Genomic DNA, 21,466 nt, shown 5'->3' on the forward strand with positions numbered 1-21,466 from the left:
ATGCACATAACTCGTACTCTCGTGTACGAGATCTAGTCGACACTATAACCTGTATATGCACATACGAGTTAGACTGGTGGAATGGCTGCACCCTCCGCGCGCTCCAGGCGCCGCGCCGATGCCGAGCGCAACATCGCCCGCATCGTGTCCACAGCGCGCGCATTGCTGAGTTCGGATCCGAACACGACCACGGACGACATCGCGCAGGCCGCAGGTGTCGGGCGGATGACCCTGTACGGGCACTTTCGCACTCGGGCAGACCTGGTCGAAGCCGCACTCATGGACGCCCTGCGAGCCGGCGACGAAACCCTGTCGTCCCTCGACCTGACGGGGGACGCCCACGAAGCCATGACCCGCCTACTGGCGTCGAGCTGGGAGATCGTGGCCGAGTCCGCGGCGCTGCTTACCGCCGCCGAGACAGTCCTCCCCGCAGGCCGGGTCCGCGAACTGCACGCCGAACCCGCTCGACGCATGGCCGAACTCATCCGCCGCGGCCAGGAACAAGGCGTCTTCCGCGCCGATCTTCCCACCACCTGGCTGGTGAGCCTCGTCCACTACATCCTGCACGGGGCGGCGAGCGAGGTACGCGTGGGACGCCTGCCCTCACACGACGCCGGTGACATGGTGACGAAGTCCGTTCAATCGGTGCTGACCGGCTAGAAGCACTGTCCGGAAATGCAGAGCCGCCTTCTTGGGGCTGGCCCGCGGCTGCGGCTTCGCCGTCGTCGTGACCGAGTCCAGGATTTCCACGCCGCAGTGGACTCCTGAGGCTCGGGCGCGGTCCGTCATCCCGGACCGCGCCCGTTCACCCCCCCGCTTAACAGTGAGGTGCGGGTCGCCTCAGCTCACGACCTTCGCCTCGACGTTGTGCGCCAGCGGTAGCCCGGTCACCTTGATGTCGCGGGTCTCGATCTTCTGAGCCGTGATGCTGTACTCCGCGCTGCCCTCACTGGGCTTTTGCATGTCGTACTTGGCGTGGAACGTCCATTCGCAGGTGAAAAGCGTCGTGAAGGCATGGGGACCTACTTGTACGGCTAAGTACGTCTCGAAGGTGTCGGTGATCGTGACGCTACGAAGATCCTGGCCCTTCTGCCACTTGGTCGGCACTGCCCATGTCGGGGAGTCGTCGCGGATGAGGACCACCGGCTCGCCGGGCGGGATATCGTCGGTCTGGCCCTTGTACCAGGGCGGCTGGCTGGTGTCCAAGGACCGCTCGAACGAGTAGTCGACTTTTAGCCCGTCATACTCGGCGACCCGGCTGCTTGTGACGAACTGCAGGACGCCGGCCTTCGTCGCGTCCGTATTGTCCCCGTCGGCCTTGAGCGCCGTGAGAACCTTGAACAGACCGAAACGTATCCAGATCGTCGGGGGCTGGAAGGCGTATCCGGCGAGAGCGCCCCTGAGGTGCTGATTCACCTCGACGATCGGCGGATGGGCAAGCACCATCGGAGTGGCGAATTGCAGAGAGCGCCCGCCGACGACCTCCGTGTGGTCGGGGGAGAACGAGCGGGCTTTGTAGAACTTCTCCGCGCTGAAGTAGTCGTCCTCGCCCAGGTGCACGGCGAACTCCTTGAGATGATCCCGCCACGGGTCACCCAGCCTGTAGATGGCCGAGGCCTCCGCCAGCGCCGTGCGAATGCTCTCCATGTCGGAGGCGAGGTTTCCCTCCGGCCCGTTGTAGGTGACGCCGTTCAGCACGGCGGTGATGAACTCGTCCTCCTCCTCCAGTCCTGCGAGGTGGACCAGCACCTGAAGTGCCTCGAGGTGCTCCTTACCCGCTTCGCTCTCGTACCGCTGTGCCGCGTAGTTGGACGCCGAGAACATGCCCTCTCCCACTGTCGTCGGGACTCAGTAGAGACAAGAGTTCGTTGCGGGTGGTTGTGATACGGCGACAGCCGGATCAGGTTCCGGTTCATCTCGATGGCGGTCTTCGGCTGCCCGCTCACGACCGCCGCAGCTACATGATCACTGGGCGAGCCGGTGCGTCGCCGTGGCACGCCTGCTGCGGCGGTGGGGAGAAGATCTTTCTGGGAAACCCCTCGGGCTGAGCGCCGTACTGCGTGCCTTCGGCCCGCTGGACCGTCCGTACGAGATGGGCCCTGGCGTGCTGCAGATGTGTGGTCTGGACGCCTCGCTGCCCGTGGCGGGGCACCTCTAGATGTACAACGACCACTTGGTGCAGTCGGCGAAGCGTTCCGGTACGTAGCCGAGGTTCTTGGACGGGCGGTTGTCCAGCACCGCGCCGCAGGCACGAACGTAGTAGCCGGCCCGGGTGTAGGCGCCGGTGTGCGTGCGAGACTTCGTACCTCCCAGCTCGCGCTCGCCGAGCCTGTCGACGGTCGACGATCCGGGCTGTTTGCGCTCCAGCCATACCCAGCCCGTACGCATCCACGGCAAGGGGCTTTCGATGAGCCCCCATGCGCAAGGCCCGCCGACTCGGAGGACGACCTTCCCGCCAGGGATGCCGAAGGCAATGTCGGCCTCGAAGAAGTTCCCGCTGGCGGCGATCCGCTCGGACATCCTCCGGCTGCCGTCACAGACGGCTGCCTGCGCCGGCGTCGCTAGCGCGGTTGTGAGGAACAGGGGGATGAGGAGGGCCGGGCTGAGCCCGATGACAACTGCGCACTTGGAACGTGCCATGATGATCTCCCCGTCCTGGATGGCAGCTTGCCTGTCGGCAAGTCGTGACCGGACTGTAAGAGCGTCCACGCGTCCGTAGCCATGCATAAGTACGCACAGGCGGCCGGTAAAGCTACCTTGATGCCACCCCGGTGCCGCACAACGTGCGTGGCCAGGCCGAACCGCTGTGCCGGCTCGCCGATGGCCAGCCGGGTGTCGCCTACCTCGCCGGCGAGAGAGCTCAACGTCCGGGGTAGGGCGGCGGTGCTGTGGCGGGCCGCCGATCGGTGACCCGCCCGCGCCGCCGGTCACGGTGTGGCCGTGCCCCCGTCCACGCCGATCGCCGGGAGCGGCAGTGCCGCCCTGGTCGCCGCCCCCGCGTCAGGCCCGCACGCCGCCTCCAGCAAGTGGTTCCCGATCGCGAAGTCGATGGCGTGCGTGACAGGACTACCGTTCTCGTCGAGCTGCTGGTAGTTCCTCAGGTTGATGCCGAAGGCGAACTGGTGGCCGCCGCCGGCGTCGGAGAACGCGAAGGTCTGCATGCCGGGGACGCTCCCGTCGTGCCCCCAGAACCTGCCGCACGGCAGGTCGAGAGGGAAGATCCCGAGACCGTAGTCGACCGCGGCGCCCGACAACGACCGGATGGGCACGGTCTTCTGCATCTCGGCGAGCAGAGTCGCGTCGAGCAGCTCTCCGCGCAGCAGCAGCCGGAAGAAGCGATTGAGGTCCTCCATCGTCGAGGCGACCGCACCCGACGTCCAGGCCCAGGACATGTTGTAGACGCTGTAGTCCTTGGGCGGGTCGAAGTAGCCGAACAGCGCCTCGTACGCCTTGGAGCTCGGCCCAGGCAGGTACGGCGTACGCGGGAACGACGTGTGCCGCAGCCCGGCCTTCCTGAAGACCTGGTCGGTGATGTACCGCTCGGCACTCGTGCCCGTCACCTTCTCCAGCAGCAGGCCGGCGATGACGAAGTTCGTGTTCGAGTACGACCCGGGTGTCACCCCCGGCTGCCCGGTCGCTGGGGCGCCGAGCCCTGCCCGCGCCAGCTCCTCCGGCGGGAAGGCGCGGAAGCGGTTGGCGTCCAGGCTCTCGATCGTCGGGAAGAGCACCTCGGTGTGGTTGGCGATGTGGCTGGTGTGGTTGAGCAGCATGCGTACGGTGATCTGCTGCCCGCGCTCACCCGGGAGCAGATTCGGCAGGTAGCGGCCGATGGGGGCGTCGAGCTCGATCGTGCCCTTGCCGACCTGCTGTAGCACCGCCACGGTGACGAACGACTTGGTGATGCTCCCGGCCCGGTGCACCATCTCGGGACGCATCGGGCGGCGGGTCCCGACGTCGGCGACGCCCGCGGCGCCCTTCCAGCTCCGCCGGCCGTCCACGACGTTCGAAGAGGTGCCGTACATGCCGGCCTCGTGCACGGCGTCCAGCGTCTGGCGCAGCCGCTGCCGGTCGAGGCCGCCGTCCTCGGCGACGGCCGCGGGTGCCGCCGCGAGCAACGCGGCGGCCAGGGTCGCGGCTCCCAGCCGCGAGGCGAGTGTGCCGAATCGACGAGTGGTCATGGCGCTCAGCATGAGCCCTCCGCTCGGCGGAGGTCAGTGTTCTGTATCACTGGTCCCGCATGACAGAAGTCAGTTCTCACACCAAGTCGGTGTGGCCGTCGGCGGTCAAGCCGGGCGCTGGGCCGGCGCCTCCTGGGCCTGATCAGGAAGAAGGCTTGACGGACCCGGCCTCGGCCATCAGGGGGTGGGTCGCTCGCGGTCCAGGCGGTGCTGCGGGCTGGACCACCTTGCACTGCCGGTTCGGGCAGAGCAGCGCAGTACTGTGACTTCGCATGACCGACACCGAGATCGAGATCACCGCAGACCTGGTCCGCGACCTGCTTCGGGAGCAACATCCAGATCTTGCCGGGCTGGCCATCCGTGAGGTGGAGGGTGGCTGGGGCAACCAGATATGGCGCCTCGGGGACGAGTTGGCCGTGCGCATGCAGCGCATGGACCCCACCCCGGAGCTCCAGCTCAAGGAGCGGCGGTGGCTGCCCGTGCTGGCCCCGCGCCTGCCGCTCCCGGTGCCGACCCCGGTGCGGTTCGGCGAACCGTCCGGACGCTTCCCCAAGCACTGGACCGTGATGACATGGGTTCCCGGCGAGCCGCTGGACCACGGCTTGATCAGCCGCGGCGCCCACGCGGCCGACACGCTGGCGGGCTTCCTCGGGGCGCTCCATGTGGAGGCGCCCGCCGAGGCCCCGGCCAGTTCGGACTTCGGCGCTCACCCCAAGAGGTGTACGGGCGGCTTCGAGCAGTTCTTGCAGGCCATTGACCCCGACGCCGTCGGCGATGTCCGCGCCGTCCGGGCCGTCTGGGCCGATGCCGTCGCGGCCCCCGAGTGGGAGGGCCCGCCGGTGTGGGTGCACGGCGACCTCCATCCCGCGAATGTCGTCGTCTCGGACGGAACGCTCTCGGGTGTGATCGATTTCGGTGCCTTGTTCGCCGGCGATCCCGCGTGGGACCTCGGCGCCGCGTGGGTGCTGCTCCCCGCGGGCGCGGCTGCCCGGTTCTTCGACGCGTACGGGCACGCGGACGAGGCGACGATCCGGCGCGCCCGCGGGCTGGCCGCTATGAAGAGCCTCTTCCTGATGCTCATGGGACAGAACGGAGATCGGGGCCTTCCCGGCGGCAAGCCGCACTGGGGGCCTGCGGGCCGGGCGGCACTTGATCGTGTTCTGGCGGGCGTTTGAGGCCGTCTGCCGGGGTGGCGGTCATGATGTTCTCCTCGAATCCAGTTGATGTGCTGCGAAGAGACGGACGACGTCACCTGCCGGGGACGAGCTCGGCCAGGTGGCGCAGCGAGTTGATGAGATGGTCGGGGCCGAACGGCGGGAACCGGAGGTATGCCCGGACGGAGTCGGGCACCGCCGACCAGTCGTAGGTGAGCGTGACCTCGGTCTTGGACGGACCGAGCGGCGTGAGGTCGTACCGCCAGATCCAGCCGCCGAACTCCAGCTGACCGTCGCCCTTGTCATAGCCCGTCAGCCAGCCGATGGCGCGCGGCGGGTCGAGCACCTGGACCTTGTTGACCACCTGGTAGTCACCGTCCGGATGGTCGGCGTGATGCATGTCCATCCGGAAGATCTGCCCCACCTCGGTCAGCGGCGCCTGGTTGACGGCTTGCTGCACCCAGCCGGTGCCGTCGATCGCGGCGTGGCTCGCCGGGTCCGCCAGCACCGCGAACACCCTCGCGGCGGGCACGGCGACGGTCAAGGTGGCGTTCACGTTCTCCTGGTTCATGATGTGCACGCTCCGTGTCATCTCAGGCCTCCTGCTCCATGCGTGCCCGCCGGGTCCGCAGGAAGGTTCGTTCGGTGTCGTTGGCAGCCCAGGTGATCGCCTGGTCGTAGGCGGCGACGGCCTCGGCGGTGCGGCCCAGGCGGGCCAGCAGGTCGGCGCGGGTGGCGGGCAGCAGGTGGTAGCCCGGCAGGTCCAACTCGTCGATGGCGGCCAGCGCCTGCGCCGGTCCGTGCACCTCGGCGACGGCGACCGCTCGGTTGAGTGCCACGATCGGGGTCGGGGACTGCCGCAGCAGCTGGTCGTACAGGGCCAGCACCTGCGCCCAGTCGGTGGCCGGCCCGTCGGTGTGCACGGCGTTGATCGCGGCCTGCAGCTGGTACGGTCCCGGCTGGTCGCGGCGCAGGCAGCGGCGTACCAGCTCGTGTCCTTCGGCGATCAGCTCCCGGTTCCACAGCGAGCGGTCCTGCTCGGCCAGCACCACCAGCTCACCGGCCGGCCCCAGCCGGGCGGGCCGGCGGGCTTCGGTGAGCAGCAGCAGCGCCAGCAGGCCGATCACCTCCGGCTCGTCGGGCATCAGCTCGGCCAGTTCCCTGGCCAGGCGGATCGCTTCCAGGCTCAGGTCGGTGCGCAGGAGCTCCCCCGCCGTGGCGGTGTATCCCTCGTTGAAGACCAGGTAGAGCACGGTGAGAACCGGCGCCAGCCGGTCGGGGAGCTCGGCGGCGCCGGGCACCCGGTAGGGGATGCCGGCGTCGCGGATCTTCTTCTTGGCCCGGACGATCCGCTGGAAGACGGTCGCCTCCGGAACAAGGTAGGCGCGCGCGATCTCGGCCACCTCCAGGCCGCCGAGCAGGCGCAGGGTGAGCGCGGTCTGCGCGAGCGGCGACAGCGCCGGGTGGCAGCAGGTGAAGATCATGCGGAGCTGGTCGTCGCGCACCGGTCCCACCTCCTGGGGTTCGCCGGGCTGGTGCAGCAGCAGTGCCTGGGCGTGGCGCGCTTCGCGGGTGGATTCACGGCGCAGGCGGTCGATCGCCCGGTTGCGGGCGGTGGTCACGATCCATGCGCCGGGATTGGGCGGCGGCGCCTCGCCCCACTTCTGGACGGCCACCGCGAAGGCGTCCTGCACGAACTCCTCGGCCAGGCCGATGTCCCCCAGCTGGCGCGTCAGCGTGGCCACGCACCGGCCGTACTCGGCCCGGTAGACGACGTCCAGATCCACCGCGTCCATCGCCTGCTCACTTCCACTGCGCGTCTTCGAACGGGCGCACCTCGATCGGGGCCCCGCAAGCCAGTGCGCACCTCTCGCCCCAGGCCAGCGCCTGGTCCAGGTCGTCGCACTGGATCACCCAGAAACCGCCGAGCTGTTCCTTGGTCTCGGCGAACGGGCCGTCGGTCATCGTGGTCGTGCCGTTGCCAGGGCGTACGACGGTGGTGGCGTGCGAGCCCACCAGGCCACCCACGAACACCCAGCAACCAGCCGCCTGCATGTCAGCGGTGACCTTGGCCGTCCGGGCCTGCTGCTCCTGCAGCTCCGCATCGGACGGCCATGACGTGCTCTCGTCGAACTGGACGGCCAGCAGGTACTTCTTCACGGTCGAACTCCTTGAACCAGGATCAGGCGGACAGGCGGCGGGCGATGGCGGGGATCACGATCGCGGCGGCGACCACGTGCGTCACCATCAGCAGCACCTTCGTGGCCACCGACGCGCCGACGAGCACATCCGGTACCAGGGACAGCGCGGTCAGCACCAGCGTGGCACGGACGAACGCCGTACGCGCCCGCCGGGCCCAGCGGGCCAGCGCCACGGCCAGCACCAGGCCTGCCAGGGAGAAGACGACGGTCAGCACCGCGAAGCCGGATGCGGGGATCGGCGCGCCGTTGACGACGAGGCTGATCCCGGCGGCCTCGCCCGCCGCGGCGACGGCCGCGGTCGCCGCGCCGGCCACGAGGGAGGCGGTCAGACCGCCGATGATCAGCCGCTTGGCGGTAGCGGTGGTGGCGGTGGTAGCGGTGATGATGGACATTGCGGACCTCCGGTGAGTGGTGACCGGCCCGTCGCCGGCCTCTCACCCTGGCTACGAACGGGCTCGACGCCACTCGACACGTCCGCAGAGAAATTCGGAAGAAGTCTTCATCCGACCGCCTCCGAGGCGACAGGACCTGCCCCTTCCACGCTCGCGGGTGGCCGGATCCACGGTGGACAGGGAGGGCCTGGCCGATCCGAGCTTTCGCACCTGCGGGCTGATGTTCGTTTCCACATTCACCGTCGTGCTCCCGTAGTGCGACGATCTTTTTGCGGGAGGCGAGCCTACGTGCTCGTCGCGATATCCAAATGAGCGCCTTCAAGAGCGCAGCTCCGGATTTCCACTTGCATCATGTGATGTCGGTCGGACATCTGACAGGGCGATATCCGGACTTCTGCCGGACACTTTCATCCGATTGCCAGCGCCGGCCGGGCGCTGCCGATCGTCTTCTGGCTGGTCACGTCCTTGGACTGAGTGTAGACGTGGGCTCCGGCCCTGCCAGGTCCCGGTTGTGGCCGGGTGTCGTGTGAGATCTAGAATCACGCCGGGTGGGGATAATTTTCGACGCTGTGATCGGCGAACTCCCGCTGGTGCAACGAGTGTGGTCGGCGAGCTGTGACACCACGACTGTCTTCAGCTCGGCGGTCAAAGCCTCATCCATGATCGCGTTTGCGCGAGGTGACCGTGGAATGACGGTGCACGTGCGCGGACCGGAGACGAAGGGCTCATCGCTGACTTTCCCGGCCGGCTGGGAGTTTTTCGGTGTGGAATTGCGGCTCGGTGCCTGTCTGCCGCTTCACCCGCCCTCCGGTCTGACCGACCTCAGGGATGCGTTGGTGCCGATCCTCCCGAGCGGCCGGATCCTGCTGGGCAACCGGGACTGGGAGATGCCGACCGTGCAGAACATCGACGTCTTCGTCGACCGGCTGGTGCGCGCAGGTCTGCTGTCCTTCGACCCGCTCATCGACGAGATCCGGCACGGCGAACGGCCACGCGGCATGTCCGAACGGAGCGCGCAGATCCGGTTCCGCCGGGCCGTCGGGATCTCGCACCGCAAGCTCGCCAGCATCGAGCAGGCACGGCACGCCGCGCAACTCCTCATGGCGGGGAGCTCGATCGCCGACGTGGTCACCGCCGGCGGCTATTACGATCAGTCGCAGCTCGCGCGGGCGATGCGGTGGGCGACCGGTCAGACTCCGGGCGAGTTGAGGTCCGGTACGCCGTTCCTGGCGTTGTGACACGGGTTCGGTTCGATACAAGACAGACCGACAAGCCGGATGGTTGACTCCCGGCCGTGCGAAAACTGATCGAATACGACCACCTCTCGATCGATGGGAGGATGTCCGGCGACGCCTGGTGGGCCGGGCAGGCGAAGATCGTCCCCAACGACGACCACTTCGCCTATCAGCTCGGGCTGCTGTCCTCGGCGGCCGGTCTCGTGCTCGGCCGGGCGACCTATGAGGGCTTCGCCCAAACCTGGCCGACCATGACCGGCGATGTCGCAGACAAGATCAACTCCTTGCCCAAGTACGTCGCCTCCACCACGCTGACCGGCACCACGTGGAACGCGGAGGTGCTGGCCGGCGATGCGGTCGAGGCAGTCGCCCGGCTCAAGGAGGCCGGCGACGGCACATTGATCAAGTATGGCAACGGCCCGTTCAGCCGGGCGCTGGTCGAGGCGGGTCTGCTCGACGAGCTGCATCTGAGCATCTCCCCGTTCGTCGCTGGATCCGGTGAGTCGCTGCTGTCCGGCATGCGTGCCACCGCAATGGATCTGACGAAGGTGACCGAGCTCGGTAACGGCACAGTGGTGCTGACCTATGTGCCGAGTCGGTGGACAGGGACGGGGGAATCGACATGACTCAGGGTGCGTACGCCTCGGTGAACGGTATCGACCTCTACTACGAGGTTCTGGGCGCCGATCGGCCCGGTCCGCCGCTGATCATGCTGCACGGCGGCGCGTACACGTTCCGTCTGAGCTTCGACTCGCTGCTGCCGGCGTTGACCGCTGAGCGGAAGGTGATCGGTGTCGAGCTGCAGGGGCACGGGCACACCGCCGACAGTGACCGGCCGTTCTCCATCCGGCAGTGCGCCGAGGACGTGATCGCGCTGCTCGATCATCTCGGCGTCGAGCGGGCCGACCTGTTCGGCTACAGCCTGGGCGGGCTGGTCTCCACCGAGGTCGCTGTCTCGGCCCCGCACAGCGTCGGCCGGGTCGTGCTGGCGGCCTCGCATGTCCGGTCGACACGATCCGAGGCGTATTACCCCGAGATCACGGAGTTGAAGCTGGACTCGCCTCGGATGCCGACCGAGGAGGACTCCGCGGCGATGAAGCGTGCCTACGACGAGGTGGCGCCGAAGCCGGAGGACTTCTTCCCGTTCGTGGTGAAGCTCCAGCCGGCGGTGCACGATTTCGAAGGGTGGACCGATGAACAGCTGGCCCGGCTGACGATGCCGGTCCTGATCATCATCGGCGACACCGACTTCGTCCGGCTCGAGCACGCCGTCGAGATGAAGCAGCTGCTGCCGGACGCGCGACTCGCGATCCTGCCGGGCACGAAGCACCTGCAGGTCATCCGGCCCGACCTGGTGCTGCCGATGGTCACGGAGTTCCTGCGCCAGTGATCGGAGCCGGCGGGTGCGGCGCGGCCAGGTCCCGCCCGTACCGGTACAGGCGACTCGTACCGGTACGGGCGATTCGGCGGTGACCGCCCTGTACGGGATCCCGGTGACGCCCGCGAGCATGCCCGTCTGACGACGTCGTCCCCAACGCCTGGTCAGGCAGCCGAGGCGCACCGGTTCGGCCAGGACGAAGCGGCCGGAGAGACCACGTTCGTCGCCACGGGGCGTCAGCGCACGCGGAAGGCGCGCTCCACGGTCTGCTGGACCGTGTTACCCGCCGTGTCGCGCGCCGTGAGGCGGAGCGACGCGAACCCTCCCTGTCGCGGAAGGACCGGGACGATCGCCTTCCAGGTGTCCTTGCCGGCAGGCACGACCACGGCCTTGATCCACGAGGAGCCGTCGCGCGACACCTCGACGCCGACGCGGGACAGCGGCCGGGTCGCCCCGGTCATGCGCTCCAGCCGCAGGGGCAGCACGAGGGCCCCCGGCCTGGTCGCGTTGTCCAGGTCGAGCTGGGGATAGGCACGCAGCACGAACAGCGGCACGGGACCGGCACCCGACGAGGTGAACGACCACTCCGTCCTGACCTTGGTGGACAGCTCGCTGGCCTTGGGGTTGACCGTGCCGTCCAGGACGAGCTGGAAACGCCCGGGACCGGACTCGACGGGGAAGGTCACCGTACCGGGCAGTTTGTCGGCCGTTCCCACGACCTGGCCGTCACGCAGGAGCGTCGTGGTGCCGCCGCCGTAGTCGCTGCTCACGGCGGAGCGGCCGGGACGGGGCGGGTGCCACAGCGGTATGCGCGTGATCGTGAAGGCCTTGTCGTTCCTGGTCACGGCGGCGTTGCCCGGCAGGGCCGGGCCCACGACGCCCGTGTTCCACCACTCCTTCTCGGTACGGCCGGCCCGGTAGGAGTCGGCCTCGGCGTGCTCGTCGGTCTGGTGGAGACGCCCGGTAGGCATGGTCTCGATGGAGCGCGCCCACGGCACGCCCGGCGTGAAGTACCAGGTCGGCGTGGCCGGCAACGACACGACCGCCTGGCTCCACGAGGTGTAGGACCCGGCGGGGCCGTCGGTGACGGGTCCCGCGCCGAACGCGCCCGTGGCGTCGGCCCGGAGGGTGGCCAGGTGCGCTCGTACGGTGCCCAGCTCGCGGTCACGCACCCGCAACGTGCCCGGCACGGATCCCTCCCTGCGCAGCAGCAGGTTGTACTGGTAGGGCGTGTCGGTGAACGTGCCGTCCGCGCGCAGGGCCGCCAGCTGGGTGAACGTCTCGAAGCGGAACCCGCGCGCCTTCCCCTCGGTGGGCGACACGCGGAAACGCAGCGGATCGGGCGAGACGTTCCGCGGCAGCGAGAAGCGGTCGAGGGAGAACCGCGCCCCCCACTGCCGGCCGTCCTGGCGGTCCTGGATGAAGGTGAAGGTCTCTCCCGCCGTCCTGGCGTCGGCGTGGTCGGTCGCCACGTTCAGCAGCCGCGCGTCGCGGGCGTCGAAGACGAGCTCCCGGTCCTGCTTGACCTCCAGACCGGGGACCGGTACCACGCTCAGCTCGTCGTGACCGTCGGGGAACGCGGTCCGCAGCACGGCATAGGCCAGGTAGCGGCCCGCGGGCACGCGGACGGGCCCCTCGCTGTCGCCGTGGTTGACGCCGATTCTGATGGGGTCGCCGCCGCTCTCCGGCATGAGCGTCATCGGCATGTAGTCGTCCGGGCGGTCGGGGACCGTACCGAGCTGGTCGATCATCTTCACGTGCAGGTCGTAGCTCTCCGCCTCGGTGGAGAGGTTGACCAGGGTGGAGATGGTGACGCCGCCGCCCGTCGCGGTGATGCGACCGGGGAAGGCGCCGGGGCGGGACGACTTCACCTGCGCGGTGACGGTGACCGCCGCGGTGTCGTTCGCGGGGACGGTCACCTGCGTGGCGCCCAGCCTGTAGACGCCCTCGGGCGCGTCAAGGGCGAGGTCGAGCGTGACCGGCGCGGTGCCGGAGTTGCGGTAGGTGAGGGTCCGCTCGATGGGTTCGTCCTCGTACGGCCAGCGCAGGTGCCCGAAGGACAGCGTGCCCGCGTCGGCGGCGACGCTCTGCTTGACGGCCTTGGCGACGTCCACCCGACCGGCGCCGTTGTCGGTGAGCGGCCCACCTGGCTTGACCGAGCCGACCAGGCTCGCCTTGAGCTGCTGCCACGTCCAGTCGGGGTGCTGCTGGGCCAGGATGGCGGCGGCGCCGGCGACGTGCGGGGCGGCCATCGACGTGCCGGAGTACGCGATGTGGCCGGTCGTGCCGGCCCGGGCGGCGGTGATGTCCACGCCGGGGGCGGTCAGGTCGGGTTTGATCGCGAAGTCCGCCACGCGGGGACCTCGGCTGGAGAAGCTCGCGAGCTCGTCCTCGGAGTCCACCGCGCCCACCGTGAGCGCCGAGTCGGCGCTGCCCGGGCTGCCGAGCGTGCTCGCGCCCGGCCCGTCGTTGCCCGCGGCGATCACGAAGAGCACGCCGCTGTCGGCGGAGATGTGCTCGACGGCCTGCTCCAGCGGGTCGAGACCGGGCTCGTCCCGGTGGCCGAGGCTCAGGTTGACGATCTTGGCGCCCTGCTGGGCGGCCCACTCCATGCCGGCGATGATGCCGGAGGCGTAGCCGCTGCCGCTGTCGTTCAGCACCTTGCCGCTGAGCAGCCGGGCTCCGGGCGCGACGCCCTTGCGCGCGGGCGTCCCCGCGGCACCCTGACCGGCGATCGTGGCGGCGACATGGGTGCCGTGGCCGTGCCGGTCCACGGCGTCCTGGCTGTCGGTGAAGTTCTGGGCGGCCTCCACCCGGCCGGCGAGGTCGGGGTGTTCGTCGTCGACGCCGGTGTCCAGAACGGCCACCTTGACACCCTCGCCGCTGAACCCGGCCTGCCAGGCCTCGGGCGCGCCGATCTGCGGAACGCTGCGGTCGAGCGAGGCCTTGACGGGCGCGTCCAGCCACACCTTCGCCACCGAGCTGTCCTGGTCGAGCTGCGTCCACACGGCCCGCTCACGCGGAGCGGTGGCCGCCACGGCGTTGATCGAGGCCAGCGTACGGGCCCCGGCCAAGGAGGCCATGGGCGCGGCCCCGTCCCGATACTGCACGATCAGCGGCAGCCCCTTGACCGAGGCGTCATCCAGCCCGGCCGCGATCAGCCGGGGAACCTGGAACAGGCTGCGATCCAGCACGCCTCTGGCCACGTCGCCGGCGACGTCCAGCGGGATGAGCGCCCAGTCGTCCTTGGTGCCCTCCGTGACGTACCGGATGTTCTTCCTGCCGGGACCCGCCTCGAAGCCGACACGATCACCGTCCACGGTCACGCGGTCTCCGGTGATCAGCGTCACGCTCCTGGCGGCGGCCGAGTCGGGCGGTGGGGTGTCCGCGACGGCAGGGGGGACGGCGGCCAAGGGGATCGCGAGCGCGACCACCGCGACGAGCGTTCTGGCTAACATCGTCGTTTCCTCCTCATAGGGCATGAGGAGTCAAGCAGGGGAGGATTCGCCCGATCAAGCAACCTGGGTGGCGCCATCGGTCATGACGCATGTACGACACGGCGCCCGAGCGTCCGCAGCCGGGTGACCGGGCGGTCGGGCGCCGCGGCGCGAGGGAGTCACCCGCAGTGCCCCACGTACGGACTCGTGGCGACGGTGTACTGCGGATGCGCCTCCGGCGGCCGGATGGCGGGGTTGCGGACCTTCCTGAACGTGCCGGAGGCCGCGACGCACTTGTTGACGCCGTTGAGCCTGACCGGACCCGCGTAGTACGTGAACTGGCCGCCGTCGTAGGCGCGTCCGATGCGCGGGTCGCACGTCCGCTTGCCCTTGGCGGAGCGCGCGCACGTGAGGAGGGTGACCGACATGGTCTTCTTCGTCGCGACGGACGCCGACGTGGCCCGTAGGACGGCGCAGTTGCGGGTGCCGTCCCAGTAGAGGTGAAGCTTGGCGATGACCCTTCCCCCGTTGTCCTTCATGTTCCGGGTCTGGAGCAGTTTTCCCGAACAGCCGTCCGCGGCGAGGGCAGGCTGGCTGACCGTGACCGCAGATGCGACGGACACCACTCCTGAGATCACGACCGCCGTGACGGCCCTGGCGATTTGTCTGGCTACGACCACCGAACACTCCCTCTGGTACACCATGATCCTTAACGGTGCTCATCGTAGGCCGTACGGAGGTTCGACATCACAAAAGGTCATTTTCATCACGAAACTTCTAGGAAGTCCGAAGGTGCCCCTGAGGCGCCTAGTACTCCAGTGACATGTCGCGATCAGGGCGGCGAGCAGCCGGCGGATCTCGGGCAGGGTCAGGGGGATGCCGTCGTCTGTGGTGCTGGCCGTCGCCATGTGACCCCGATCCCTCAAGATCGCCAAGTGCCACTGGAGTACTAGGTCATGCGGACGCCCAACACGCTCAGCAGCGCTTCGGATATCCGGTTGTCGGCTCTGCGGTCGTAACTCTCGTATCCAGGCATCGGGTTCGCTTCCAGGACGGTCCACCCCTTCTGGCTCACCCGGAAGTCGAAACCGATGAAGTCGAGCCCCGACCATGCCTGGTATGCGTGACACGATGCCAGCACGTCGTCCGGCACCGGAACAACCGCGTAACGCTTCGGCGAAGGATCAAAGCGGTAATCGACGACGAGAGAGTCCTCCGACCGCTCGGGGGTCACACTGACAGCGAAGGGTTCACCGCGCACCAGGTGCAATCGAACATCCACGCCCGGCACATACGCCTGGAACAGGACCGGACTGTTTCGCAGTGAATTCACCCTCGCCGCTTCCGCATCGGTGAATTGGGAAACGATGGTCTTCTCCGAGCTCGCACCCTTGTACAGTACGCGGCCGTTCTGTTCGAGGAAGTCGCTGAGCGGCTCCCCAAAGTTCGTCAGCAGAGATGGAGGGGTCGTGAACCGGAAACCTGCGAGCACCCACAGATGATAGAGCTTGGAGCCGTTGCTGGGCTCGGAGCGCGGACGATTCACCACAGTGATCTCGCATGCGCCGAGCATTTCGACCAGGGCGCGTAACCGCGCACGGGCCGCGCCTCTCGCTTCCGCGGGCAGCAGCTCGGTGGTATCGATCAGACGGGAATATATGCCGCTGACCGATGATTTCGAGAGCTCAAGGACGGTCTCGCCGTACCACAGTCGTCCTTCACGAGCTTCGCCGTCCCAGATCCACCCTCCCTCGTCGAGATAACGCTGCACATCGAAGAACAGAAACGGAACATCGTGGCCCCTCGCCATCGCCGCAGTATGAGCCATGGTCTTGTCACGCGTGGCACCCAAGAGGACGATCACGAGTCCTTACCGCTCCCGCAGCAGACGTCAAGCAAAGCATCGTGTACCTTACCGGCCCACTGCCGGTACCAGGCGAGTGGCGGATCCGTCCTGATTGCGGAGACCAGAGGATGGCCTCGACGGCCGACCACCGCAACCGTATAGAAACACAGGCCCTCTCTCGCGGCCCGGTTCCTGAAACGAGTCAACCAGGTCTTGTACCCTTCCGACGAGCGATCGAGGCCGCTCCCCGACCTCAAGGGGAACAAGTGATCGCCCACTATCAGGTACAGATCATAGGACGCAGTGTCACACACCTGTGCCCGCACGAACGGTGGCATCTCCCGCTCCGTCGGATCCGTGTCACCACACCAGGTGACCAAGGAGATCGCGTTCTGCCAATGAATCTCGCCGGCCGACTTCTCGTGGGCAAGATGCACCAATTCCTGGAGCTCAGCGGTGCGGGAACCCGTGTAGGTGGCGACGAACGAATCCCCGATCAGCGATCGTAGGCCCTGGACGTAGTCCCAAGCCCAACGACCCGGACGGTTCACCGTGTGGGACGCCATGCCTGCCAAGGACCACAGGGCGGCGAAGTACTCCTGGGATGCGAATCGCTCTTCTTCGACATCGATGATCGGTCGAAGGGCTCCGGCGTGCCTCACCCACACACAGGTGTCGGTGGACGTCAAACGCTGGCCATCCACGAAGCAGACCCATCGGGGATCACGGGCGTGCTCGTACGCAAGAGCCAAGGACATATCTCGAAGATCGCTCACGAGCGCGCAAGAAACATTGCTTTTCGAACAATGCTCCTTGAAGGCCTGGGCGCCGTCGTCATGCGGAGGAGCAAAAACCAGGATCGACCGCATCACATCATTGGGCGCATGAATTGCTCCACGGCGCTTATCTCACCCGGAAGCACGACTGCGTCGATCGGGCTGAGAATCTCAGGGTCGCTGGCCTCCTTGCCCTCGCTGTCCTTCTCGCTCGATTCCTTACCCGTCTCGTTCCCGTCGGAGCCGCCTTCCTTTCCATCGGAATGACAGCCGTCCGCGGCAAGGGACAGGGCGTTGGCGATGGCGTCATCGATCGTGAGCGCTGACAACCTGAAGTCGCCGAGGACGTCCGGGCGGGCATTCTCAACGATGAAGAACTTTTCCCTCGCCACACGAATCACCCCTCCGCCTTGCGCTCGGCCAGCAGATCGCCGATGTTGACGCCATTGATGACGAGGCCGGAAACGTCACTCGCCTCTATCACGACATTGTTGAAGCTGCACTTCAACATCCGACTGTCATCGAACGAAACCTGTGCGAACGTGTCGCTTCGGAGGGAGGTGTCGATGAACTCGCAGTCGCTGAAACTCGACCGTACGAAGCGACTGCCGTCCAGAATTGAACCCACCCACGCCGTCTGCTGCGAATTGGCGCCTTGATAGAGCACGTTTGATCTTGGCGAGTCAGCCTCTGCCATAATTCCCCTCCCGGCAGTCGACGCTACACAGGACGATAACTCGGATGCCGGGCCTCCACAAGAGGCGCTTTCATGAACTGCATCCGCGCACGATTGGGAAGATCGGAGAGGATGCGAGTAAAGATCTACAGCCGAACGGATCTGGATCTCGCGCGTCTTAAGGCCGGCAGGGAGGAGGTGTCCGCCATGGATTGTGCTTGCACAATGATGCTCATCAGCGGCACCTTCAGTGCCTTGTTCGCGCGACTGGATGTTTTTGCTACAAGATATTCTGACCGCATGTCAAACAATGGCGGACTCCGCAGGCATCCACCGGGTGATCTTAGCCGTTGAGGCCCTCAGGAATGGGCCGGAGTGAGGCGCTCTTCCGCCATCCAACGGTCCGGCGGTGTCGAAGGTGTGCGCCCTGCCCGAGCTCGGAGGCGATGTCGTACGACTCCGCCGCAGCCGGTCCGGATGGTTCTGTTGGGTCCAAGGGTCTATCGGGGATTCGTGTTGTGGGAGAGGCGGATGCGTAGGGCCTCGATGATCAGGTCGAGGGTGAAGTTGAAGGCGACGTCGGCGCGGGGGACGCCTGGTGGCGCAGTACGGACTACGCGGGCAAGTGTCGCTGCCTGGGCGAGCGCTTCGGCTGGGTAGAGGTCTTCCGGGGAGACCAGGTCCAGGCTTGCGCCGATCGTCACTATGTCAAGCATGGCTATCGCGAGCATGACGTCGCGATCGGTGAAGCCCGCGCGGGACAGGACGATGGCCACGTTCTCCAGCGTGGTGATCGTGGCGTCCAGGTCGGCGGGGGACGTTGCCAGCAGGGGGATGACCCACGGGTGCTTGGCCATCGAGGCCCGCTGGGCGGAGGCGACGTGCCGGATCACATCCGCCCAGTCGGCGGTGACGTCGACGCGGACCGCCAGTGCCTCGTGCAGCCGCTGCCGGATCAGCTCGATGATCTCGGCCCGCCCGCTCACGTGGTTGTAGAGCGAGGACTGGCGGACATTGAGCCGCCTCGCCAGATCGGGCACGGTGAAGCCGCCGGTCTCGCTGGTCATCTCCAGTGCGGCGGTCGCAATGATCTCCCGTGAGAGAAGTGCCTTGCGCGGGCGCGGCATCCCGTGGTCCCTTCCGGATTGCTTTCCATGGTGGCGGCCGACGCGATAAACGAACGTCATTCGGTTGGCGCCTTGACAGCTATAAATCCTGGTAGACACCATACCGGAGAAACGAATCCGGATTCGTTTGCCGTGTTCGGCTTCCATGAGAGGACTCCGGTGGACCATTCCCCTTGGTGGCACGGTGCCACGCTTTACCACGTCTACGTCCGCTCGTTCCAGGACGGCGACGGGGACGGCTATGGAGATCTCCAAGGTCTCATCGGACGTCTCGACTACCTCCAGTGGCTCGGAGTCGACGCCCTCTGGCTCTCTCCCACGATGCCGTCTCCCAACCACGACTGGGGCTATGACGTCTCCGACTACCGTGGCGTCCATCCAGAGTTGGGTACGCTGGACGACTTGGACGTTCTCATCGCCCAGGCGTGGGAGCGCGGGATGCGCGTCATACTCGACCTCATCCCGAACCACACCAGCAGCGAGCATCCGTGGTTCGTCGAAGCCCGTTCCGACCCGGGCTCGCCGTACCGCGACTACTACGTGTGGGCGCCGCCCAAGAGCGACGGGTCGCTGCCGAACAACTGGGTCGACGACACCGGCGAACCGGCGTGGACATGGGACGAGAAGAGCGGCGAGTACTACTTCCACAATTTCCTCCCCGAACAGCCGGACCTCAATTGGTGGAATCCGGCGGTGCATGCCGAATTCGCCGCCATCATGGACTTCTGGTTCGACCGCGGGATCGCCGGATTCCGGATCGACGTGGCGAATGGGCTGTACAAGGACGCGCTGCTCCGGGACAACCCCACGCACGACGGCGCCCACATCTACGGCACCGAGGTCCAGGGACGGTACGGGATACAGCACCTGTACAACTTCAACCAGCCCGAAGTGCACGACGTCTACCGGGAATGGCGCCGGCGTGCGGAGAGCCGGGTGGAGACGCCGTTGCTCCTCGGTGAGACGTGGGTGGCGCGGGTCGACGAGCTCGTGCCATATTTCGGGGACGACGACGAGCTGCATCTGGGGTTCAACTTTCCGTTCATCTTCGCGCCGTTCGAGGCGCCGGCCCTTTCGCGGGTGGTGGCGGAGTCTCTGGCCTCCTTCCCCGAGGGGACGTGTCCGATCTGGGCCGGCTCGAACCATGACCTGCCGCGCATGGCGACGCGATGGGCGGCCGGAGACAACCGCAAGACCCGCCTGGCGCACACCCTCATGGCGACCCTTCCCGGGACCTACGCGCTCTACTACGGCGACGAGCTGGGAATGGTGGACAGCGACATTCCGGCCCGGTTGCACCGTGATCCGCTCACGGCCGGCGGCCGGAACGGGCAGTGGCCGCGGGACAACGCGCGTGCTCCCATGCGCTGGGACCGCACTGTCGGCGCGGGGTTCACGACCGGCACACCTTGGCTTCCGCTGCCCGACGACGAGAGCGTCAACGTGGCTGAGCAGCGGGCCGACTCTGCATCGACTCTCGCTCTCGTCCGCGCGCTCGTGCTGCTCCGCCGGGAAGCCTTCGCCGGCGGCATCGCCGGCTACCGCGAGGTAGAGGTGAGCGATTCGCGATGGATCTACACCTGCGGCCCGCTGACGGTGGCGGCCAACTTCTCCGCCGAGCCGCAGCGGCTGACGCTGACCGGTGAGCCGCTGCTGTCGAGTGCCACGGTGCGCGAGAGCCTGCCAGAGACCGGCACGAACTCGACGCTGCGCCCCTGGGAAGCGGTCGTCCTGCGGACCGCGGGATGACCCGGCGAGGAACGAGGAGGAGATGGACGTGAGGGCGCGGCGTAGGCTGTCCGCCGCAGCGGGCGCGCTTATCCTTGCGGTCACCGGCTGTGCGACGCCGGACAGCAGGCTCGATGCGGCGCGGCAGCACTTGTCGGGCCGCGGGCCGATCACGTACGTCCAGGCGTCGGACGTGGCCGGGGCCGCGACCAAACAGGTCATCGAGACGTGGAACCTGCGTCATCCGGACCAGCGGGTCACGCTCAGGCAGTTCAGTGACGTCGACGAACTGCACGACAACCTTGTGCGTCACTTCAAGGCCGAGGACGCGAACTACGACGTCCTCGGCGCCGATATCGTGACGATCGCGGAGTACGCGGCGCACCGCTGGCTGCAGCCCTTCGAGGGCGACTATACCTTCGACACGTCGCCGCTGCTGGAGCAGACGGTCACGACCGCACGGTATCAGGGCACTCTCTACGCCGCGCCGTTCATGACGGACGCCGGCCTGCTCTACTACCGCAAGGACCTGGTACCGCGTCCGCCTCGGACGTGGAAGGAGCTGCTGAAGTACTGCGAGATCGCCCGGGAACGGCGCATGGGCTGCTACGCCGGGCAGTTCGCCAAGTACGAGGGCCTCACCGTCAACGTAGCGGAGGCCGTCGCCGCCGCGGGCGGCAGCTTCGTCAAAGCCGACGGCACGACCCCTTCGGCCGACACCCCGGCCGTCCGCAAGGGCCTGTCCCTACTCGTCGACGCCTATCGCGCCGGCGACATCCCGCAAGAAGCGATCACCTACCAGGAGGAAGACAGCCGCCAGGCGTTCGAAGCCGGCAAACTACTGTTCCTGCGCAACTGGTCCTACGTGTATCCGCTGGCCGAGAGCGACGGCGGCTCCGTGGTGAAGGGCAAGTTCGGGGTGGCCATGCTTCCGGGGGTCGACGGGCCCGGTCGGGCGGTGCTCGGCGGTCAGGACAACGCGGTGAACGTCTACTCCAAGCGCAAGGCGACCGCCCGAGACTTCCTCATTTACCTGCAGTCTCCGGACGTGCAGCGGAAACTGCTCATCGAGCAGGGCCAGCCTCCCGTCGTCAAGAGCCTCTACCGCGACAAGTCGCTGCTCGACGATCCCGCGCTCGGCTACCTGGGCGCGCTCGAACGGAGCATCGCCACCGCGGCCGAGCGGCCTGTTACGCCGTTCTATCCGGCTGTGACCCAGGCCATCAGCGAGAACGCCTACGCGGCCATCAAGGGCGAGAAGCCGGTCGACAAGGCCGTCGAAGACATCCAGGCGGCGATCCTCGCCGCGACCAGCGAGCAGTGACGCACGCCAGACGG

Annotated in this window: 22 protein-coding genes; 8 read left to right on the forward strand and 14 right to left on the reverse strand. The window is 67.5% G+C overall.

Annotated elements, in window-relative coordinates; translation table 11 throughout:
- The first annotated feature begins 81 nt into the window (after nucleotides 1–81).
- Complete coding sequence (locus ACTWPV_RS28095; protein WP_347643854.1) at nucleotides 82–660, forward strand: TetR/AcrR family transcriptional regulator; 579 nt, start codon at nucleotides 82–84, stop codon at nucleotides 658–660.
- Nucleotides 661–840: 180 nt separating this feature from the next.
- On the opposite strand, the gene ACTWPV_RS28100 is transcribed toward ACTWPV_RS28095, so the two are convergent.
- A complete protein-coding gene (locus ACTWPV_RS28100) occupies nucleotides 841–1,824 on the reverse strand; it encodes a hypothetical protein (RefSeq protein ID WP_443154089.1) in 984 nt (327 codons plus the stop codon).
- A 166-nt stretch (nucleotides 1,825–1,990) separates the two neighbouring features.
- Here ACTWPV_RS28100 and ACTWPV_RS28105 point away from each other — a divergent pair, with 166 nt between their 5' ends.
- Nucleotides 1,991–2,158 carry a hypothetical protein gene (locus ACTWPV_RS28105; protein ID WP_443154090.1) on the forward strand — a complete coding sequence of 56 codons (168 nt, stop codon included), beginning with the start codon at nucleotides 1,991–1,993 and terminating at the stop codon, nucleotides 2,156–2,158.
- Here ACTWPV_RS28105 and ACTWPV_RS28110 read toward each other — a convergent pair.
- Together ACTWPV_RS28110 and ACTWPV_RS28115 are read right to left on the reverse strand one after the other, a co-directional pair.
- The gene (locus ACTWPV_RS28110) at nucleotides 2,155–2,640 is read right to left on the reverse strand and encodes a hypothetical protein (RefSeq protein WP_443154091.1); all 486 of its coding nucleotides are present in this window, start codon (nucleotides 2,638–2,640) and stop codon (nucleotides 2,155–2,157) included. The genes ACTWPV_RS28105 and ACTWPV_RS28110 overlap by 4 nt on opposite strands.
- Before the next feature lie 287 nt (nucleotides 2,641–2,927).
- Nucleotides 2,928–4,178, reverse strand: coding sequence for a serine hydrolase domain-containing protein (locus ACTWPV_RS28115; RefSeq protein ID WP_443154092.1), 1,251 nt, complete (start codon nucleotides 4,176–4,178; stop codon nucleotides 2,928–2,930).
- A 272-nt stretch (nucleotides 4,179–4,450) separates the two neighbouring features.
- Here ACTWPV_RS28115 and ACTWPV_RS28120 point away from each other — a divergent pair, with 272 nt between their 5' ends.
- The gene (locus ACTWPV_RS28120; RefSeq protein WP_443154093.1) at nucleotides 4,451–5,353 is read left to right on the forward strand and encodes an aminoglycoside phosphotransferase family protein; all 903 of its coding nucleotides are present in this window, start codon (nucleotides 4,451–4,453) and stop codon (nucleotides 5,351–5,353) included.
- Nucleotides 5,354–5,426: 73 nt separating this feature from the next.
- Here ACTWPV_RS28120 and ACTWPV_RS28125 read toward each other — a convergent pair whose 3' ends face one another.
- From ACTWPV_RS28125 to ACTWPV_RS28140, 4 genes are read right to left on the reverse strand one after another with little or no spacing between them, the layout of a single operon-like run.
- Nucleotides 5,427–5,924 (reverse strand): SRPBCC domain-containing protein, encoded by a 498-nt coding sequence (locus ACTWPV_RS28125; protein ID WP_443154094.1) that lies wholly within the window; start codon nucleotides 5,922–5,924, stop codon nucleotides 5,427–5,429.
- Between the two features lies 1 nt (nucleotide 5,925).
- Entirely contained in the window at nucleotides 5,926–7,128 is a 1,203-nt protein-coding gene (locus tag ACTWPV_RS28130) for an RNA polymerase sigma factor (RefSeq protein WP_443154095.1), read from the reverse strand.
- A gap of 7 nt (nucleotides 7,129–7,135) precedes the next feature.
- Nucleotides 7,136–7,492 (reverse strand): YciI family protein, encoded by a 357-nt coding sequence (locus tag ACTWPV_RS28135; protein WP_443154096.1) that lies wholly within the window; start codon nucleotides 7,490–7,492, stop codon nucleotides 7,136–7,138.
- 22 nt (nucleotides 7,493–7,514) lie between these two features.
- On the reverse strand, nucleotides 7,515–7,925 hold the full coding sequence (locus ACTWPV_RS28140) for a DUF6069 family protein (protein WP_443154097.1): 411 nt from the start codon (nucleotides 7,923–7,925) through the stop codon (nucleotides 7,515–7,517).
- Nucleotides 7,926–8,494: 569 nt separating this feature from the next.
- On the opposite strand from ACTWPV_RS28140, the gene ACTWPV_RS28145 reads away from it, so the two are divergent.
- Genes ACTWPV_RS28145 through ACTWPV_RS28155 form a run of 3 tightly spaced genes read left to right on the forward strand, consistent with a single transcriptional unit; the run spans nucleotide 8,495 to nucleotide 10,550 of the window.
- Complete coding sequence (locus tag ACTWPV_RS28145) at nucleotides 8,495–9,163, forward strand: helix-turn-helix domain-containing protein (protein ID WP_443154098.1); 669 nt, start codon at nucleotides 8,495–8,497, stop codon at nucleotides 9,161–9,163.
- 56 nt (nucleotides 9,164–9,219) lie between these two features.
- Nucleotides 9,220–9,786: a dihydrofolate reductase family protein gene (locus tag ACTWPV_RS28150; protein WP_443154099.1), complete on the forward strand. Its 567-nt coding sequence runs from the start codon at nucleotides 9,220–9,222 to the stop codon at nucleotides 9,784–9,786.
- On the forward strand, nucleotides 9,783–10,550 hold the full coding sequence (locus ACTWPV_RS28155) for an alpha/beta fold hydrolase (protein ID WP_443154100.1): 768 nt from the start codon (nucleotides 9,783–9,785) through the stop codon (nucleotides 10,548–10,550). Before ACTWPV_RS28150 ends, ACTWPV_RS28155 begins: the two co-directional genes overlap by 4 nt.
- A 224-nt stretch (nucleotides 10,551–10,774) precedes the next feature.
- Here ACTWPV_RS28155 and ACTWPV_RS28160 read toward each other — a convergent pair whose 3' ends face one another.
- The 7 genes from ACTWPV_RS28160 to ACTWPV_RS28190 form a co-directional block, all read right to left on the reverse strand.
- Complete coding sequence (locus ACTWPV_RS28160) at nucleotides 10,775–13,996, reverse strand: S8 family peptidase (RefSeq protein ID WP_443154101.1); 3,222 nt, start codon at nucleotides 13,994–13,996, stop codon at nucleotides 10,775–10,777.
- A gap of 158 nt (nucleotides 13,997–14,154) precedes the next feature.
- On the reverse strand, nucleotides 14,155–14,655 hold the full coding sequence (locus ACTWPV_RS28165) for a hypothetical protein (RefSeq protein WP_443154102.1): 501 nt from the start codon (nucleotides 14,653–14,655) through the stop codon (nucleotides 14,155–14,157).
- 269 nt (nucleotides 14,656–14,924) lie between these two features.
- Nucleotides 14,925–15,839, reverse strand: a complete 915-nt coding sequence (locus ACTWPV_RS28170) for an ATP-grasp domain-containing protein (protein ID WP_443154103.1) — start codon at nucleotides 15,837–15,839, stop codon at nucleotides 14,925–14,927.
- Nucleotides 15,836–16,690, reverse strand: a complete 855-nt coding sequence (locus ACTWPV_RS28175; RefSeq protein WP_443154104.1) for a hypothetical protein — start codon at nucleotides 16,688–16,690, stop codon at nucleotides 15,836–15,838. Before ACTWPV_RS28175 ends, ACTWPV_RS28170 begins: the two co-directional genes overlap by 4 nt.
- Nucleotides 16,690–16,989, reverse strand: a complete 300-nt coding sequence (locus ACTWPV_RS28180) for a hypothetical protein (protein ID WP_443154105.1) — start codon at nucleotides 16,987–16,989, stop codon at nucleotides 16,690–16,692. The genes ACTWPV_RS28175 and ACTWPV_RS28180 overlap by 1 nt, the downstream gene beginning before the upstream one ends.
- A 5-nt stretch (nucleotides 16,990–16,994) precedes the next feature.
- Nucleotides 16,995–17,294 carry a pentapeptide repeat-containing protein gene (locus tag ACTWPV_RS28185; protein ID WP_347643837.1) on the reverse strand — a complete coding sequence of 100 codons (300 nt, stop codon included), beginning with the start codon at nucleotides 17,292–17,294 and terminating at the stop codon, nucleotides 16,995–16,997.
- 479 nt (nucleotides 17,295–17,773) lie between these two features.
- Nucleotides 17,774–18,547 carry a TetR/AcrR family transcriptional regulator C-terminal domain-containing protein gene (locus ACTWPV_RS28190; RefSeq protein WP_443154106.1) on the reverse strand — a complete coding sequence of 258 codons (774 nt, stop codon included), beginning with the start codon at nucleotides 18,545–18,547 and terminating at the stop codon, nucleotides 17,774–17,776.
- A gap of 12 nt (nucleotides 18,548–18,559) precedes the next feature.
- Here ACTWPV_RS28190 and ACTWPV_RS28195 point away from each other — a divergent pair, with 12 nt between their 5' ends.
- Entirely contained in the window at nucleotides 18,560–20,149 is a 1,590-nt protein-coding gene (locus ACTWPV_RS28195) for an alpha-amylase family glycosyl hydrolase (RefSeq protein ID WP_443154107.1), read from the forward strand.
- A 28-nt stretch (nucleotides 20,150–20,177) separates the two neighbouring features.
- Entirely contained in the window at nucleotides 20,178–21,452 is a 1,275-nt protein-coding gene (locus tag ACTWPV_RS28200; protein WP_443154108.1) for an ABC transporter substrate-binding protein, read from the forward strand.
- The last annotated feature ends 14 nt before the right edge of the window (nucleotides 21,453–21,466 follow it).

Origin of the sequence: Nonomuraea sp. KM88 (genome assembly GCF_052245635.1) — a bacterium.
Classification (GTDB): domain Bacteria; phylum Actinomycetota; class Actinomycetes; order Streptosporangiales; family Streptosporangiaceae; genus Nonomuraea.